The following is a 17103-nucleotide window of genomic DNA, read 5'->3' on the forward strand; positions in this document are numbered from 1 at the left end:
GGTTATGCTGAACAATTTGTCCAAAAATTCGGATTAAATTTGCAATCTACCATATTTATGAAAAATCATCATGTTTTAATTGGAATTTGATAAATATTGACTGCATATCATTATTTTAATAAGTCGAGTCCGCGATATAATTGAGGTAAAGAAATGGGGCGATGAGCATGATGAAAAAGCACATTGATTGGACGCTAAGCAATTTATTCGCAGCCTTACTCTTAATTTTAGGTCTCGGCTTGTTATTAGTCGCGGTCATCACCTGCTTCGGCACCAAAATTAGCATCGACGCCGTCATCACCGCAGCCGTCTTACCACTAGCGGGCATCATCTATTTGCACCCAGCGCCGTTTAGCATTTTGGCCCCCACGATTGGCATTGTCAGTCTGAGTGCTGGCTACGTCAGTTATTTCAGCAGTCCGCATCAATGGTGGCTAGCCATCATTGCAACCTTGATTATGGCAGTCCTCCTCAGTTACGGCTTCAGCCTCCGCAAGACATTACGTCAACGCCACAGCAGTTGGTATCGTTGAACACAACTAACCGTTATTTCAATAGTAGCCACAATGTGCACGGTCATCACTTGATCGTGCACATTTTCATGCATGAATATACATTGTTTATGAATGGAGCAAATATTCCCATCAACATTGAGTTTTCCACAGTGGATAACTTTCGAAACTAGCCTCGACCTATCCCCACTTTCCACAAAAAAATGGCTACTTTATCCCCATTAGTGCATAACATCTTCAATTTGGCCGTAATTAACTACTAGTTATCCACATACACACTTCTGATTGGGTTGTTTCCCACATATGGTTATTATTACAATGAGTTGACCGTATTTCACGATACTCAGCAAAAGGAATGGCCAACATGTATCGGCCCGAATACCAAGCTAAATTAGCGTGACCCCATTATTATCAAAGATCAATCTAGCTGCCAGTTGACCATAATGGAAGTCGCCATGCGGGTGGCGTTAACGGGATTGGTTTGTATCCCGTTTACACCACGGACGCCTTTTGAGACTTGGGTTTTAGGCTCAAAAGCGAGGTCCAAGACCGCTTCTCAGGCTTGGACCGTCCCAGGACGATGGCATTACGGTCAGCCAACTGTGGCAATAATAACTTCACAACATTTCCCCATGCCTAGCGACAAATACGAACAGATGTTTTATAATGGTAGCCGACTATCTTTAGAGAGGAGTTGCACGATGGCAACTAAGATTGGGATTCGCCAATTGGTGGAGTTCGTCTTGCGCAAAGGCGATTTAAATGAAGTTAAGAATAGCCAAAACACCGCCTTAGCTGGCGCCCGGATTCATCGGCAACTCCAAAGTAGCCGTTCCGCCGACTACGAAAGCGAAGTTTACTTAAAAAAACTCGTCACGATGAATGATACCGATTATATTATTTCCGGCCGCGCTGATGGGGTACAGCTCAATGACGATGGCGCCTTGATTGAAGAAATCAAAACCTCCGATCAAGCGTTTGAAGATTTAACCGAAAATACCCATGATTTGTATTGGGGTCAAGTGAAAGTCTACGGCCACTTGCTCTTTGAAGCGCACCCCGATTTGAAGCAAGTCACTTTACAGCTCACCTACTTTCAAGTTTCAACAGAAAAGATTACTAAGACGCAAAAAGTCTTTCAGCTGGCCGAATTAGCAACATTTTTCACCGACTTAATTAAAGAATACGAATATTGGCTAACGTTACGGGCCGATTTACGACAAGCTCGTAATGCTTCCATTAAAGACTTACCCTTCCCATTTCCCAGTTATCGGACGGGGCAACGGGAATTGGCGGTCGCGGTGTATAAGACGATTCGCCTGCAAAAACGCCTCTTTGTAGAAGCTCCGACTGGGACGGGAAAAACCATTTCAACGTTGTTCCCCGCCATCAAAGCCCTTGGCGAAGATGAAATTGAACGGTTATTTTATTTAACCGCCAAACAGAGCACCCGCCACGTGGCTGAAGAAGCCGTCACCTTGATGAGTGCGGATGGCTTAAGCCTAAAAAGCATTACGTTGACCGCTAAAGACCAGATTCGTTTTCCGGAAGAACAAGATGTCCCGCCGGAGGAGAATCCGTTCATGGTGGGCTACTATGACCGCCTAAAGCCGGCCTTAAAAGATTTACTGACCCACGAAGATCAAATCACCCGGTCCGTGATTGAAAAATACGCCCGTAAGCATACCGTCGACCCGTTTGAATTCTCGCTTGATACGTCGCTATTTTGTGACTTGATTATTTGTGACTACAACTACTTGTTCGACCCGCTGGTTTATTTGCAACGCTTCTTCAGTGATGATGACGATGATAACTTTTTCTTGATTGATGAAGTCCATAACTTAGTCAGTCGTGCCCGTGATATGTATTCGGCCGCCGTGAGTGACGCGCCGATTGGCAATTTATTGCAATTGGCGCAACCCGATAAATCCCAAGCGAGCGACGATTTACAACGCGAACTCAAAAAAGTCCGGCGCAGTTTTACGCGCATTAGCAAAATCCTCATCGACGACCATGTAACGGAACAAATGCAGGCCATGCCACCGGACAAATTACTCGGTACATTGCGAAAGTTCAACGACTTTGTCAGCGATTGGCTGCAACAGCAAAAGCCTTCCGCCCTATTAGACGCGGTGCGTGACTATTTTTTCGACTGTTTAACCTTTGTCAAAATCGGCGACTTATATGATGGCAGCTATCAGACGCGCCTAGTTTTAGACGGTCATCATCTAACCGTCAAAGAACTCTGTCTGGACCCGAGTGACTTTTTAGACCGGTCACTGAGTCTGGGTGCCGGTGCCGTCTTATTTTCCGCGACCTTATCACCGATGGATTATTATCAAGACGTGCTCGGCGGCCAAGCCAATAGCATCGCTTACCAATTGCCATCGCCATTTCCACCCAAGCATCAAGCTATTTTAGTGACCCAATATGTGCAGACGACTTATCACGAACGGGCTCACAGCGAACCGGCGATTATTGCCAGTTTACAAGCCTTGGTGACGGCTAAAACAGGGAATTATTTAATTTTTCTACCATCATACGGTTATTTAATGCAAATCAAGACGGCCTTTGAAGCCGCTAATCCCGATATCCAAACGGTCACCCAAGAAAATGCGATGGACGGGGCCGCACGCCAAGCATTCTTGGACCAATTCCAAGCTGACCCGGACCAAACGCTCGTTGGTTTTTGCGTCCTCGGTGGCATTTTCTCCGAAGGCATCGACTTGCGTGGCGACCGCTTAATCGGGGTCGCAATCGTTAGTGTTGGGTTACCCGGCATCAATCCCGAAACGAATTTGATTCGTGATTATTATGACCATAATAACGGTCAGGGCTTCGCGTATGCGTATCAACTGCCTGGCATGAACAACGTTTTGCAAGCCGCGGGCCGGTTGATTCGCAGTAGTCACGATACCGGGATTATTTTATTACTCGATCAACGCTTTGCGAGTCGGCGCTACACGGATTTATTTCCACCACACTGGCGCTACTTTCAAACCATCCAATCGTTGCCCCAACTAACCGCGACGATTGATAATTTTTGGCAACAAACGGAGGCGCCTAATGAAAACAAAACTGACGCGTGAACTTGAAAGTACCTTATATCAATATTGTTTAGAACAAGGCGCCTATGTCGTCGAAGAAGTTGGTATGCCCGACAAAAAAGGCATTGTGGATACTTTGAGTTATCAACAACTCCCCGACGGCCAAGTCGAATGGCGTTGCTTTGAACTCAAGGTCACTAAAGCCGACTTCCACTCGAAAGCCAAGTTGTCCTTTATTGGCCACTATAATTATTTTGTCTTGCCCCAAGCACTCTATGAAGAAGTCGCCGCGGAAATTCCGACCCACATCGGCGTCTTGATTTATCGCGGGTTCGACCAAGCGGCCCTAGCTGCCGCCCCCGAACCACCGCGAGCCCCAGGATTTTTGACGGTCGCTAAAAAGGCGCAGCATCAAGACTTACAAGTTGATGAAAATTTACTAATTGGGCACTTTATCACCTCGCTATTTCGGGAAGTTGATAAAGCTAAACGGGTCAAAAAAGGCTTACAGCTCTACTCCGACGACCAATTATTCAAAGAATTGAAAAAACGGGCCCGCCGTGGATATGATAATTACGACCCGGATAAAAATTTATACGACCGCTTTATCGACGACACTCAAAACGACGCCGTCACCGCCTTACAAACCGAACTCGATGCCCGCAATGCCGAATATCAAGCGTTACAATTAAAATACCAAGCGTTGACCGCACCAGATTTGCGAGGCGACCTATGAGCACGTATTATCCTTATTTACGGGGCCGGATGTATGACTTACTGGCGCTCAAGGCTTTGGCCAGTCAACACCAGTTAGGGCCAAACATCATCCCCATTATCGAGCCGGTGCGCGACTCTAAAGAACTCCAACAAACCGTCCAAACTTTGATTGACACGGACCAACCGTTTAGTTTGGTCGCCAATCCGCAAGTCAGCGTTTACGGTTTGAATCCAAATAAGCTTTATCCGTTGCCCGACTTGACGGCGGTCCCTAACTTTCACCCGAGTGCCATCTTAGCCGCCGACTTTAGTAGTGACTTTTTGACCACCACGGGAGCACAAACACCTTTACTAATTGCGCCAACTTATCCATTATTAAAGGCGTACGCGAATCACGCCTTGCTGAAACAAGTCGCGGGGATCCTAATTCCAAACGAAGCCCGGCTCCACCAAATCACGGGGTCGCAAGGAATTTTATTGACTGACCCACTGACGTTTGTGCCGCACGTGGCCGACTACGCGGACTTGACCGACGAGTATTTTGCCCCCGCTTTTTGGCACCAAGCACCATTTAACTACCAAGGCTACGGCGACTATTCAATGGTCGGGAGTTATTATTTTGACAAAGGACTGCCGTCATGCGCCATTGCGTTACACGTTATTTACGTCACCGCTGACGGCAGCTTGCGGATTCACCACTTTGTCTCCGACAGCAACACGAGTATGGGTGGTCAGAAACAAAAATTCTTTGAAGCGTTGACCAAACTAGTGGCGTGGGCGCCAACGCATCTGACCGGTCTAAACGCCACCCCCGCCCTCGCGGAACTATTAGCCTATGCCCACCAAACTAAATTCCCCGGTCTCGGCAACGTTAAAAAATTGTCGTTAATGCATCATCTCCAACTGATGCACCGGTTATATGACAGGAGTAATTCTTAATGGCAAAACATGAATCTGCTTGGAAAACGATGTTGAACTTTTATAAAGCTGAACGCGCGGAAGAAAAAGCGCCGATGATGTATCAGGACGTGTGGTTAAAAACCAAGTCCCACCAACGCCTAATCTTAGGTCTCACCGATAGCGCTAAAGCTGAACTAACCACGGTCACCGCCATCGACTGGCCCAGTGTGGGTACTGAATTAGCGGCCGGTGATCCGTTAGTGACGTTGCATGGTGCCACGACAAAAAAAGTCGTGACGACGCCCTTTAGCGGGACTGTCACGGCGGTAAATGCGGATTTGAATACTAACCCGAGCCCGATTACTACTAACGTTCAAAAGGATAATTGGCTCGTAAAGTTACGCGCCCAATAATTTTTGCTGTTACTAAAAGTAAGCTAGACAAATCTCCAGAAATCGTTTACAACCTTGATTTGGCGGCTTTATATCCGTAAATTAATTTAACTAAATGAATTTTATAACCCGTTTGATGCCGGCTACCGTCCTGCACGACCGGGTTTTTATTTTGCAATCAAAAGGACCATTAACGGCTGTCACCACAAGGATTAGGCCTTAAAATTAAGTTTTTTATTATTAGTAAATTAGGCCTTTATATTACAAAAAATTACAAAAATGGCCTTATATTACAAAACACCCCCTAAATCGTAAAATAACTGCCATTCGTTCGTCACAATGAGCGGCTATACTATTGCTTAGTTAAGGTGCTTGGATAGAAATCGGGGCCAAGCAAATTCGGACTAAAAAATAGGAGTGTACATTACGTATGAAAATTAAGAATGTTGTATTATCTACCACTGCCGCTGCCGCTAGTCTCTTTGCTATTGGCGCAACTGCCAACGCTGACACGGTTACTGTTAAGTCAGGGGACACCGTTTCTCAAATCGCCAAGGACCACAACACAACGATTTCAGCTATCGAAAAGGCTAACAAGTTAAACAACGTTAACTTGATCTTCGTTGGCCAACAACTCGAAGTGAACGGCAGCAGCAACACGGCCGCTACTACAACGACTACGACTACCACCACCACGACTTACCAAAGCCAAAGTGCTAATACGAACACGCAAGCAAGTAGCCAAAGCAGCAACACTGCTAACACTCAAAGCACGCAACAACAAGCTACGAGCCAAAGCTCAACTGCCGCTACTTCAAATTCAAACTACAGCAACTCTTCAGATAGTGCTGCTAAAGCTTGGATTGCTGGTAAAGAATCTGGTGGTTCATACACTGCCCGTAACGGCCAATACATTGGTAAATATCAATTAAGTTCTTCATACTTAAATGGTGATTACTCCGCAGCCAACCAAGAAAAGGTTGCTGATAGCTATGTTTCTTCACGTTATGGCTCATGGTCAAACGCCAAGGCACACTGGTTATCAAACGGCTGGTACTAAACTAAAAAATCAATCACAAGCGAACCGCTCCCGCGGTTCGCTTTTTTGTGCGCTACGCCTCCAGCCAAGTCAGACGCCGCTGTGGGGCACAGCTGGGGCCAAAGAGCGGTCCCCAGCGCGGTTGGGAGCCCGGAAAAATCACCGGTCTGCCAACACGGCCCATTTTCTAAGCCAGCCAAAAACGCTGACTAAGAAAATCGACACAGCGTCATCTGACTTGGCTTCCGGCTACAACAATATTTAAAACAATCGCTTAGCCAGTTTTCATCATGTGGATTTTCAACTACAAATTAGTGATTACCTTACTGATTGAATCACTTAGAAATCAGCACTAATATATCGTTCGAGATAATTGCAAGTTAGAACATCATCACCAACTGTAGGTAACTACTAGCAACAATATTGATGGCTCGTTAGCCGGAAGCCAGATACAGTTGCACCGTGTCGATGTTCTTAGCGGGTGTTTCTCAGGCCGCTTAGAACATGCGCCGAGTTTGGTGACTGGCGGGCCTGGCTAGGCATCAAACCGCTGGCGAGACCGCCTTTGGGCTCGCCGGGTGCGCCACGGTGCGGCTGTATCTGGCTGGAGGCGGCCAACTACTCACCCAAACCCCAAATTACAACACTGTTTTATTAACGATATGGTTTTGCAATGTTGTAATGGATGCACAACCCACGGATTCGTCGTGTGGCTTTAGAATGATTTTAATCTTCAAAGAACCGTCACTCGTTCGTCGCAAAAACGTCGCCGAATATTACAATTCATTACAAAAACTAGCTTTTATTACAGTGACCCGTCCAAAACGTAATCTGCTGTTTATTTGCCTGTCACACTCGCTTAGTATACTAGTCATTGTTAATTCGTTAGGCCAATCAATTGATGCCAACGATATGTAGATAAATTAGATAAGTAAACCGACCCCATACAAATTATAGGAGTGTATATATAAACTATGAAGATCAAAAACCTTGTATTATCATCTGCCGCTGCTTTAGCTTTATTTGCCATTTCAGCTACAACTGCCAATGCTGACACCGTTACGGTTAAAGCTGGCGATACTGTTTCAGAAATCGCAAATACTTACAACACGACAGTTAATGCAATCCGTGACGCTAACAACTTGTCAAACGTTAACTTAATTTTCGTTGGCGACAAGCTTGAAGTTAACGGGACGAGCACTACTGCTACGTCAACGGCAGCCGTTAATACGACGGTTTCAACAACTTCTACGGCTACTTCAACTGCTAGTGCCGCAACGTCAACGGCTTCACAAGCAACGAGTTCCGTCGCTTCTTCAGCTGCGCCACAAAGTGCCGTTAGCTCAAGTGCCACTTCACAAGCAAGTGCTGCTAGCTCAACGACTACTTCCAGCAGCTCAGTTGCAACCTCACAAGCTTCATCAAGTGTGGCTTCTTCAGCCACAACGTCATCAGCCGCTGCTTCTTCAACAACGAGCCAAGCTGCTGCCTCAACGACGACGACTAGCTCAAGTGCCACGACTTCAACTACTTCAGGAAGTGACAGCGACGCTAAAGCTTGGATTGCCGGCAAAGAATCTGGTGGTTCATATTCAGCTCGTAATGGTCAATACATTGGTAAATACCAATTAAGTTCATCATACTTGAACGGCGACTACTCCGCTGCTAACCAAGAAAAAGTTGCTGACGCTTACGTTTCATCCCGTTATGGTTCATGGGCTGCTGCTAAGCAAGCTTGGTTATCACAAGGCTGGTACTAAAATTAAAATTGCTAATTCAAAAGGCTTTGCCGTCATGGCTAAGCCTTTTTGTATGCGTAAAACCAGATTGTTATCCTGCGTATTTTTAATTTTGACACTAAAATCGTAACTTAAACAGCAATGACCAGCATTTCCTAGTTTCACATTGTCCATATACCAGTGACAAACATAAAAGTATTCGCAAATGAATGCACTGCTATACTAACCCGATAATCGCCTTTACTGATAAAGTAACCCATTGAAAAAATACTGCTACCAACAAAATAATATAACGCCTGTTCAAAATTCGATGGTACGTGCACGGCACTAAACACCAAACTGTTAATCACCACTGCTATAATTATCATCATTTTACTCATCAAATAATCAGCTGGCATGAAGCCATAAAAGACACTGCGATAATTTAGCTCCTCACAAATGGGACCTAAGAGGCACATCCCAATAATTGCAAGTATTGGATACTCACCAAAAAATGAATTGATAGCCCCCTCACGAGTAGAAACCGTACTCGCTTCCTTGAGGCCAAAATGGTGAATCAATACCAACAACAGCATTAAGACAATTAGCATGAACACTAAGCGCCCTTTTTGCTTAACCCACTTAACTCGCCAAAATTCAGGTAAGCTACCACGTTCTTTGGCTAATTGAAAGTTGATCAATCCTAGTATTAAGATGAGCAAAAGATAGGCGATGAAGAATGCCATCAAGTTTAACCCACCGACACCGGAAATACTTCTGACCCAATATACCGGCAATGATAGTAGTATTCCCAGAAAAAAAGTCACTAATGTCGCCAAGGCGCACCTTCCCAACAGATGAAAAACATTTTTCATTTTGAATCCACTCATTTCTTGAAAATTTACGTTTCTTGAAAATTCATCCTTCAAACAAAGAAGTTTTCATGACTATTATAGCGCCCACAATATTGGCAACTCACCTTTCAACACTTGCTCAATAACCGCCATTAGCTTCCCGGCGAATTTGCATCACCCGTTTGACCTGGTCAGCGGCTTGTAAATTATTGATAGTTGTAAACTTCCCATGACTGCGTAAAAATACAATCGTTTGTGCGGACTTCACCGATGCCAACTGTCGTATCTGCTTAGCCAACCGCTTATCCGCTGCGGTAGCCGTCTTCAACTGACAACGTTGAATCGGATCAGCACTCGTCGTCAACCGGTTAAGTTGTTGCGTGACTGACGCCGTATTTTTGTCGGCCTTCACATAAAAATAAATTGGCGCCACGTCTTCACGGTCATGAGTTTGTTGCATTAATTTCACGGCCCGGGTCATCGAAATAGTCGCCATCGTGGCTTTAGCATGTCGTTGGGGTTGAATGACTAAGGAACCAGCCACTAAGACCCCCGTTACCAGCGTGATGATAAGCAGTGACTGATGTGACGCCACTTCATAGTGCAACTGGTGCCACACCTCTTTATTCAAGTAAATCACCGCGGCCCACGCGACCCAAAACAAAATTAGCGCGACAATTTTTTGACCATTATTCACCACAATGCCGTGGTTGAACAGCGATAATGCCGTGCGCATCAGCATCCCAAAATCAATAATCAGCGCAATTAACAAATATTTTTTCATATTACCCCTCGTCCCCAGTATCCGAATAATCAGATTATTTCAATATCATATTAATGTCACTCTAGTTATGGATGCGGCAACCCATAAGTTTGGCCTGAGTTAGACAGTGCTAAGCGAATGGCGCCTCAAACTATCATCGCCCTACCTCATTAATATATAAAATAATTATACCGCTTACACTAATTAGTAACTAGCTGCAAAAAACGAATTAACCACGGCTTTTACCCCCAATAAAGCGTATGATTAAATTAATAATAACGTGTGTGGGGGAATATCAATAATGAAATCCGTTCGAACAGCAATTAGTCTATGGCTGGTAATGATTGTGGTCATTTTAGGGTTAGGAGTCCTAGTCAAAGCCACGGCTTTAAACAGCCTATCCGGAAGTTTAATCAACGGCTTTGAAGAAATTTTCTTATTTGTGCTAGTCGACTTACTGAATATGTATTGGCTGCGGCAACCGGTCTACTTTGAATCACCACTCAGCCTCATGGATCAGTTAAAACCATGCTGGCCGTTATTAATCTTGTTACTCCTCTTCATCGAACCCGCGCTCAAGATGTATTCGGCAGCTAGTAGCGTGCTGTTAAGCCTAGTCATTGCAATCTTAGTCGCCCTGTTCGAAGAATTTTTATTCCGGGGACTCTTATTTCGCCTATTTTTAAAGGCGGCCCACGCCAAAGCCAATCAGCTCATCATCGCGGCAGTTGCTAGTAGTGCGTTATTCAGCTTAACCCACTTAGCAAATCTGACGCATCAAAGCTTAAGCTTGACCGTATTACAGTTAGTATTTACGTTCGTCTTCGGCTTATTGCTATGCGGGGTCTATGCCAAATCCGGTTCACTAATTTGGCCGATTGTTTTACACGCGCTCAATGACTTCATCGGTTTTAGCAACCTATCCCTAGCGACCGCCCTCACGCCAACGGTAACGGCAGCGCAAACGATCGAAATTGTCGTCTTTGGGATAATTGCCGTTTACGTCTATCATCTAGCAACCCCTAAGGCCCTTTTAGACCGAGAAACCAACAATCACAACTAAAGCCGGGATTAACCCCCAATTGATTCCGTCAATGTAAAATCGATAAGTAAATGTATATAAACCAAACGTGCCACCCTAATATAATGTTTAATTTCCACAAGTCCCATTGGTAATTGAACATTATATTTTTATAATCAAATTCTAACATTCCTACTTAGAAACAGCACTGCGTAATCCTATTCACCGCCATACGAACCGACACATATTGAAGAAATAAACAATCTAATAGGAATTGTCAGCATTATCCAAATCAATCGGCATAATCACCAAATATAGCTGCGCCGGTTTCATTCGACATTCAATTTAGTTGTGGGGCAGCGGTAATCCAAAAACAACGAAAAAAACACGCCAACGAAAACGTTGACGTGTCGGATGTGTTATTTGAATTTAAATGGTTGGGTTTAGAGAGCCCAAGCAGCCATACCTTGTGCTTCGTATAAAGCAACGGCGGCGTCAACTTGTGCTTCAACAGAACCACTGCTGATGTGCATGTTTTGGAATAAACCGTAAGCACCACTAGAACTGTTCTTTACGTATGGTTCCCAGTTTGATTCACGTGTAATGATGGTGTTCCAAGTTGATGCAGAAACGCCAGTCCGTGATTGCATTTGGCTTAAGACGTAGCTCTTCAAGTTGCTACCAGTGTATGATGACGTGGTTGAGCTAGTTGAAGTTGAGCTAGCAGTCGTAGCTGTAGTTGATGAAGCTGAACTTGCTGAAGTAGTAGTAGCAGCACTTGATGAAGCGGCGCTTGAAGCCGTAGTCGTAGTGCTAGTAGCGGCCTTCGTAGCAGTCGTGGCTGCTGAAGCAGTGGTTGATGAAGTTGAAGTACCAACTTCCAACTTGTCGCCAACATAGATCAAGTTAACGTTCTTCATGTTGTTAGCTTTTTCAATGGCAGAAACCGTTGTGTTATTAGCTGCAGCAATTTTAGCAACCGTGTCACCAGACTTAACAGTAACAGTGTCGGCGTTAGCCACCGTGTTAGTAACTGCGAACAAACCTAAAGCTGCCATGGTTGATAATACGACGTTCTTTGCTTTCATTAAATAAATTCACTCCTGTAATTTCTAATCTGTTTAAGTTTCGAATTATTCGATATATCGATAGCTGATTTCCTATTGGCTGTTAACCAATCAACAAAAACTAGTATAACTGGTAACTATTGCAACCATATATAAGCGGCGTTACAGTTTGACCCGATGTCTGTAATAAATACTTGGTTTCGTAATATTTGGTAACATAAATCATGATTTTCATTGATGTTTGCCAGTTATATTACAGCAAAAACGGTCAACCAAGCCGTTTAGCTTGATTGACCGCTTTGAAATATATTACTTTTCTAATGAAAATTCATGCTTTGCGAGCCGATAAGAATGGTCGCACATTGCTGCTACATCGGGTTCATGCGTCACAATGATCACACATTTTTTCTGTTCATGCGCAATTTTTTGGAACTGCTCAATCACATCTTTAGTATTTTCTTCGTCCAAGTTACCAGTAGGTTCATCGGCCACAACGACCTTGGCATCACAGCACATCGTTCGTGCAATGGCGACCCGTTGTTGTTGCCCACCTGATAATTTTTGGACGTTTTTCTTCATCTGTTCGTCAGTAATCCCAAGTTTACGCAACATGTCAGCCGCGTATTCTTTATCACCTTGATGGCTAGATTTCGTAATCGCCATCGCCGTCATTAAGTTATTTAACGGTGACATATAGTTGAACAAGTTATACGACTGGAACACGATAGCGACATGGGAACGCCGGTAATTCGTCAAGCCGATTTTATTAATCGGTTCGCCGTTTAATTCAATTTGGCCAGCGCGGGGTTTATCCAAACCAGCTAATAATGAAAGAAACGTGGTTTTACCGGAACCACTTTGACCAACAATCGCATACGAAGTACCTGATTCGAATTCGAGGTTCACATGCTCGAACAGGCTATTTTCTTGGCGATCATACCAATAACCAATATCATTTGCTTTTAACATGAGTAACTCCCCTCTATTCAATCAAGACTTTCTTCGGTTGTAGCCGTAGAATCCCACCAGATGCCAACATAATTGATAAGAACATGATTGCTAACCCGAAACCACCGAGTTCAACTAAGTCCATAATCGTGACACTGATGTCCAAATCAGTTTGACTAGCGCTAGCCGTCGAGCTGCTACTACTGCTGCTGCCCGGCATACTGCCACCGCCACCGCCGCCGCCTTTCATATTACCGCTTGGTTTGCTGCCGCCGGTCGTCCCACCTGGGGTACCGCCGCCCATTTGACCTTGCGAGCTCGTCGACGTGCTAGTTGTCGCCGTGGTCGTTTGTTGTGAAACGAGTTGTTTACCTAATTGGTTCCCAACAAATTTACCACCGGCCCCGGCAATAACGATGGAAACAATCAAGACCATGACCATTTCAACGAAGAATTGCGCCACAATCTTCCAGCGCGCTTCACCTAAGGATAAGAGTACGCCGATTTCGTAACGCCGTTCGCGAATCATCAAGATGACGATTAATGCTAAGATAATCGTCCCAGCAATCGCAACTAACCAAACAATCTTATCGGCAAATGACTTAACGTTATCCATCGAAGCTTTAACGGTTTGGTAACTGCTGTCATCGGTACTCAATGAGTACTTCGACGTGTTGATTAACTTCTTACCCGCCGTCTTAACGGAACTAACTTTGGCTGGATCTGAAATATTAAAGGTTACAGAGTCCGCCGTGTTCTTGTACTTCGAACCTTTGATCGTATTGGCAAAAGTATATGACGTATAAACACTATTAGAAGGATCAGACGCATCCGGCCCTTGTGAGCTGCTAGTGCTTGAAGAAGCCTTGTAAATCCCGACAATCTTCAAGGTATACGTCTTCTTAGTCCCAGTCGTCGCCTTCAACTTAATGGTGTCGCCGACTTTCAAACTATCTTCCTTAGCCAATTCGCTTTCGATGACGACATTATTCGTGCCTTCATCAGCGGCCGTGATCCCACGACCTTTGGTAATCTTACTTGAGCTAGATGAAAAATCAGAAACGGAACTCGTGGCCGTTACCCCATCAATGGTAATATCACCACTGCTAGTAGAACTGCCACCCATCCCGCCTTTCATGCCGCCGCCATTACTACTGCTAGACGTCGAAATCGCTGAGAAGCCTTTCGCGTTAGCTGAAGTTGAAACGGTCGCATTGTAACTTGAAACGTTGCTAAGTTTGGCAATCTTTTTGGCATCACTTAACTTAACCGGTGAAGTGGACAACGTTGGCTTAGTCTTCTTTTTAGAAGTCGACGTCGATTGACGCATCTTCTTAAAAGCAGCCTCCCGATTCGCGGATAAGGTGACGGTCGCCCCGACACTCTTCTTCGCGTTGCTCGTTGCCGTATCAGCGGCGTTACGGATCAATAGGCCGGCCAATACAAACAACATAATAGCTGATGTGACCAGAATCAAAAGAATCGAACGACCCTTTTTCGCCGTAATGTTAAGCCATGCACGTTTACAAAAATTCATGCAGACCCTCCTCGAAATATTAAATTAGTACTGCTGTTTACTGAACAGTTCCTAACTTACACGGCAAAATGGGATAAATTGTGAAATTCTTAGGGTCTTTCATTGGGCTACTACCGAATATTTTTCATAAGCACTTGCTAATGCTCGAATCAATGAGATGTGTGGCCTTTTGCCGCGGTCGGTTAGTCGTAATTCCAGCCGCCATGCGGACCGGGCCAATCCTGAAGAACGTCTTGACCCTCACTTTTGAGCCGAAATTCGCGTCTCAAAAGACGTCCGTGGTGTAAACGGGACTAAGCCCATGTCCCGTTAACGCCACCTGCACGGCGGATTCCATTACGACTAACCGACCGCTAAACGCTACTCAAAAATAAATTGTAAAGTCGCGCTGGTATCTGCTTTCTGAAAACAAATTCATTCCACGCTGCCAAACACCGCAACAATTCACGCAATATCGCTAATAATCGCTGCTATGATAATGACAGAGTCGCTATCAACGGAAATACAATTCACTTTCCACCTACTTACATTAGTTACCATCATTTTTTAAATAACTTCTATATAGTGCCGTGCATATTAGCAGAGATTATCAGCAATAGCGACCACAATATTGTAATCACACCATTTTAAACCAACGACAACCATAACCAACAAAAAATCCACGACATTTGCGTCGTGGATTTTTTAAGTTTTAGGAGTGGTGCACGTTATTTAACGCCAAACTTACTGAAGTAAGCTGACAGTGGTTCGAGTTCGTCGGCATCGTATTTGTGCTTGAAGTCCGCAACCGATGCGGCGGAAGTTTTGGCGGGATCCACGTCTAAGATTTCGACTGGTAAGCCCCGTTTGTCAGTAATCTTGCAATCAATTAAGACTGGCCGGCCCGCTTTTAATTCAGCCATGGCCGTTTCAAAGGCGGCGTGTAATTCGCTGAAGTGGTCGACGCGAATCCCTTTGACGCCCATCCCTTCAGCAACCATTGCAAAGTCAGCGCCGATTAAATCAATCCCATAAAATGGTTGCGGCACATCTTCTTGTTCCGACTTGATGAAGTTCAAAGTTTGGTTGGAAGTGACGATGTTGAAGATTGGTAATTGATACTTCACTTCGGTTAATAAGTCTTGCATGACCATGGAGAAGGCCCCATCACCGGCGATATTGAAGGCTTGGCGATCCGGATAGCTCAACTTAGCGGCAATCGCCCCGGGAACGCCGGCGCCCATTGTGGCAAATAATGCCGAGGTTAATAGTTTTTGCTTCGGATTCATTTGTAAGAAGCGGAAACTGTTAATCGTATTGTCACCAACGTCCATTGAGAAGACGGCATCGTCAGCCGCCACACGGTTGATTTCTTTGTAAACTTGTTCATATTCGAGCGGATCAGTGGTCCGGTCGCTGAGTTTTTGCAAGTACGTCTTCCAGTCATGCATATCGGCTTGGGCAGCTTGATAGTATGGTGATGGTGCGGCTTGGTCGCTCAAGGCTAAGGCTTGTTCGACAAAGGCTTTGGCATCACCATTAATCCCGTAGTCTAAATGATGATGACGCCCAAATTTAGACGAATCGAGTTCAATTTGCACATATTTGAAATCATGGGTCGTATACATGATTTGAGCAAAGGAGTAATCAGCACCCACCGAGACGACTAAATCGGTAATGCTCATCAATTCATAGGCGGCTTTGGAGGCGGCCCGATAAGCACTTCCCATATTGCCGGCAAACGTATCTGGAATGACACCTTTAGCTAACCCAGTAATAATAATCGGCACTTGTAACTTGTCCGCTAGTTGCATCATTTGTTCAGTCCCACCGCGGGTCCCCTGACCGACGTGGAATACCGGGTACTTGGCATCTTTAATCATCGCCAGCACGTGTTGGACTTGTTCGTCTGGAATGGCGGGGGCCGTTGTTACCTTAGCGGGGACACTAGCTGAATCATATGGTAAATCAGGAATTTCAACGTAGCCAAAGTCGTTAGGAATGGTCACAACGGCCACGCCTTTTTCTTTATACGCAATCCGGATGGCCTTGTCGATCACATATGGCAAACTTTCCGGTGTCATAATCGTGCGGTTAAAGACCGCGACATCGCTAAACATTGGTTCTTCGGCAAATTCTTGGAAGTAGTCGTAGTTCATGTTCGTATGGGCGACTTGCCCGACTAAGGCTAACACGGGAACGTGGTCTTCTTTGGCATCATATAAGCCATTCAACATGTTGACGGCGCCAGGACCCGCGGAACCAAACGCCACCCCAATTTGGCCAGTTAGCTTAGCGTCGGCCGCAGCAGCTAAAGCGCCGACTTGTTCATGGCGCACTTGGATATATTGGAGCCGTTCTTTTTCCACGTCTAACGCGTGCATCGTTGAGTTAAACGAACCCCCAGCGTAGCCATAAATTTGCTTAACGCCCCAAGCTTCAATAACTTTTAACATTGCAACGGATGCTTCAACAGTTTTACTCATAATGAATGCCTTCTTTAGTTAAGTTTGTTAACGCTTTCAATGGTTCAAATATACATCTTAATTGTGTAAAAGGTAGATTGTAAAATTAATCCGAACGCTGTTCGGACAAAAAAGATCAGCTTC

The 17103-nt window shown here is 44.9% G+C and carries 14 protein-coding genes; 8 read left to right on the forward strand and 6 right to left on the reverse strand.

Annotated features, from left to right (window positions below; translation table 11 throughout):
- Positions 1–167: 167 nt before the first annotated feature.
- The 7 genes from DY78_RS00485 to apf (DY78_RS00520) all read left to right on the forward strand — a co-directional run bounded on the left by DY78_RS00485 (position 168) and on the right by apf (DY78_RS00520) (position 8367).
- Positions 168–533, forward strand: coding sequence for a hypothetical protein (locus DY78_RS00485; RefSeq protein ID WP_235810619.1), 366 nt, complete (start codon positions 168–170; stop codon positions 531–533).
- 680 nt (positions 534–1213) lie between these two features.
- Positions 1214–3601: an ATP-dependent DNA helicase gene (locus tag DY78_RS00490; RefSeq protein ID WP_024625200.1), complete on the forward strand. Its 2388-nt coding sequence runs from the start codon at positions 1214–1216 to the stop codon at positions 3599–3601.
- Entirely contained in the window at positions 3579–4295 is a 717-nt protein-coding gene (locus DY78_RS00495; protein ID WP_024625199.1) for a hypothetical protein, read from the forward strand. Before DY78_RS00490 ends, DY78_RS00495 begins: the two co-directional genes overlap by 23 nt.
- Positions 4292–5215, forward strand: coding sequence for a sce7725 family protein (locus DY78_RS00500; RefSeq protein ID WP_024625198.1), 924 nt, complete (start codon positions 4292–4294; stop codon positions 5213–5215). Before DY78_RS00495 ends, DY78_RS00500 begins: the two co-directional genes overlap by 4 nt.
- A complete protein-coding gene (locus tag DY78_RS00505) occupies positions 5215–5589 on the forward strand; it encodes a glycine cleavage system H family protein (protein WP_024625197.1) in 375 nt (124 codons plus the stop codon). The genes DY78_RS00500 and DY78_RS00505 overlap by 1 nt, the downstream gene beginning before the upstream one ends.
- Before the next feature lie 409 nt (positions 5590–5998).
- Positions 5999–6628 carry an aggregation-promoting factor gene (gene apf, locus DY78_RS00510; protein WP_024625196.1) on the forward strand — a complete coding sequence of 210 codons (630 nt, stop codon included), beginning with the start codon at positions 5999–6001 and terminating at the stop codon, positions 6626–6628.
- A 953-nt stretch (positions 6629–7581) separates the two neighbouring features.
- On the forward strand, positions 7582–8367 hold the full coding sequence (gene apf, locus DY78_RS00520) for an aggregation-promoting factor (RefSeq protein WP_024625195.1): 786 nt from the start codon (positions 7582–7584) through the stop codon (positions 8365–8367).
- A 140-nt stretch (positions 8368–8507) separates the two neighbouring features.
- Here the strand turns inward: apf (DY78_RS00520) and DY78_RS00525 are convergent, their stop codons facing one another.
- Together DY78_RS00525 and DY78_RS00530 are read right to left on the reverse strand one after the other, a co-directional pair.
- Positions 8508–9200 (reverse strand): CPBP family intramembrane glutamic endopeptidase, encoded by a 693-nt coding sequence (locus tag DY78_RS00525; protein WP_024625194.1) that lies wholly within the window; start codon positions 9198–9200, stop codon positions 8508–8510.
- Between the two features lie 118 nt (positions 9201–9318).
- Positions 9319–9963, reverse strand: a complete 645-nt coding sequence (locus DY78_RS00530) for a hypothetical protein (RefSeq protein ID WP_024625193.1) — start codon at positions 9961–9963, stop codon at positions 9319–9321.
- A 280-nt stretch (positions 9964–10243) separates the two neighbouring features.
- On the opposite strand from DY78_RS00530, the gene DY78_RS00535 reads away from it, so the two are divergent.
- Positions 10244–11005, forward strand: a complete 762-nt coding sequence (locus DY78_RS00535; RefSeq protein WP_024625192.1) for a CPBP family intramembrane glutamic endopeptidase — start codon at positions 10244–10246, stop codon at positions 11003–11005.
- Between the two features lie 401 nt (positions 11006–11406).
- On the opposite strand, the gene DY78_RS00540 is transcribed toward DY78_RS00535, so the two are convergent.
- The 4 genes from DY78_RS00540 to spxB form a co-directional block, all read right to left on the reverse strand.
- A complete protein-coding gene (locus tag DY78_RS00540; protein WP_033613568.1) occupies positions 11407–12051 on the reverse strand; it encodes a LysM peptidoglycan-binding domain-containing protein in 645 nt (214 codons plus the stop codon).
- 288 nt (positions 12052–12339) lie between these two features.
- Entirely contained in the window at positions 12340–12999 is a 660-nt protein-coding gene (locus DY78_RS00545) for an ABC transporter ATP-binding protein (protein ID WP_024625190.1), read from the reverse strand.
- A gap of 13 nt (positions 13000–13012) precedes the next feature.
- On the reverse strand, positions 13013–14515 hold the full coding sequence (locus DY78_RS00550; RefSeq protein ID WP_024625189.1) for an ABC transporter permease: 1503 nt from the start codon (positions 14513–14515) through the stop codon (positions 13013–13015).
- Between the two features lie 707 nt (positions 14516–15222).
- Entirely contained in the window at positions 15223–16980 is a 1758-nt protein-coding gene (spxB, locus tag DY78_RS00555; RefSeq protein ID WP_024625188.1) for a pyruvate oxidase, read from the reverse strand.
- Between the last annotated feature and the right edge of the window lie 123 nt (positions 16981–17103).

The organism is Lactiplantibacillus fabifermentans DSM 21115 (assembly GCF_000498955.2).
GTDB classification, from domain to species: Bacteria; Bacillota; Bacilli; order Lactobacillales; family Lactobacillaceae; genus Lactiplantibacillus; species Lactiplantibacillus fabifermentans.

Excerpts from the sequence above, each read along its gene's own strand:
- apf (WP_024625196.1), top strand. The coding sequence starts at position 5,999 with ATGAAAATTAAGAATGTTGTATTATCTACCACTGCCGCTGCCGCTAGT.
- DY78_RS00495 (WP_024625199.1), top strand. The coding sequence starts at position 3,579 with ATGAAAACAAAACTGACGCGTGAACTTGAAAGTACCTTATATCAATAT.
- DY78_RS00540 (WP_033613568.1), bottom strand. The coding sequence starts at position 12,051 with ATGAAAGCAAAGAACGTCGTATTATCAACCATGGCAGCTTTAGGTTTG.
- DY78_RS00485 (WP_235810619.1), top strand. The coding sequence starts at position 168 with ATGATGAAAAAGCACATTGATTGGACGCTAAGCAATTTATTCGCAGCC.
- DY78_RS00505 (WP_024625197.1), top strand. The coding sequence starts at position 5,215 with ATGGCAAAACATGAATCTGCTTGGAAAACGATGTTGAACTTTTATAAA.
- DY78_RS00500 (WP_024625198.1), top strand. The coding sequence starts at position 4,292 with ATGAGCACGTATTATCCTTATTTACGGGGCCGGATGTATGACTTACTG.
- DY78_RS00545 (WP_024625190.1), bottom strand. The coding sequence starts at position 12,999 with ATGTTAAAAGCAAATGATATTGGTTATTGGTATGATCGCCAAGAAAAT.
- DY78_RS00525 (WP_024625194.1), bottom strand. The coding sequence starts at position 9,200 with ATGAAAAATGTTTTTCATCTGTTGGGAAGGTGCGCCTTGGCGACATTA.
- DY78_RS00530 (WP_024625193.1), bottom strand. The coding sequence starts at position 9,963 with ATGAAAAAATATTTGTTAATTGCGCTGATTATTGATTTTGGGATGCTG.
- apf (WP_024625195.1), top strand. The coding sequence starts at position 7,582 with ATGAAGATCAAAAACCTTGTATTATCATCTGCCGCTGCTTTAGCTTTA.
- DY78_RS00490 (WP_024625200.1), top strand. The coding sequence starts at position 1,214 with ATGGCAACTAAGATTGGGATTCGCCAATTGGTGGAGTTCGTCTTGCGC.
- DY78_RS00550 (WP_024625189.1), bottom strand. The coding sequence starts at position 14,515 with ATGAATTTTTGTAAACGTGCATGGCTTAACATTACGGCGAAAAAGGGT.
- spxB (WP_024625188.1), bottom strand. The coding sequence starts at position 16,980 with ATGAGTAAAACTGTTGAAGCATCCGTTGCAATGTTAAAAGTTATTGAA.
- DY78_RS00535 (WP_024625192.1), top strand. The coding sequence starts at position 10,244 with ATGAAATCCGTTCGAACAGCAATTAGTCTATGGCTGGTAATGATTGTG.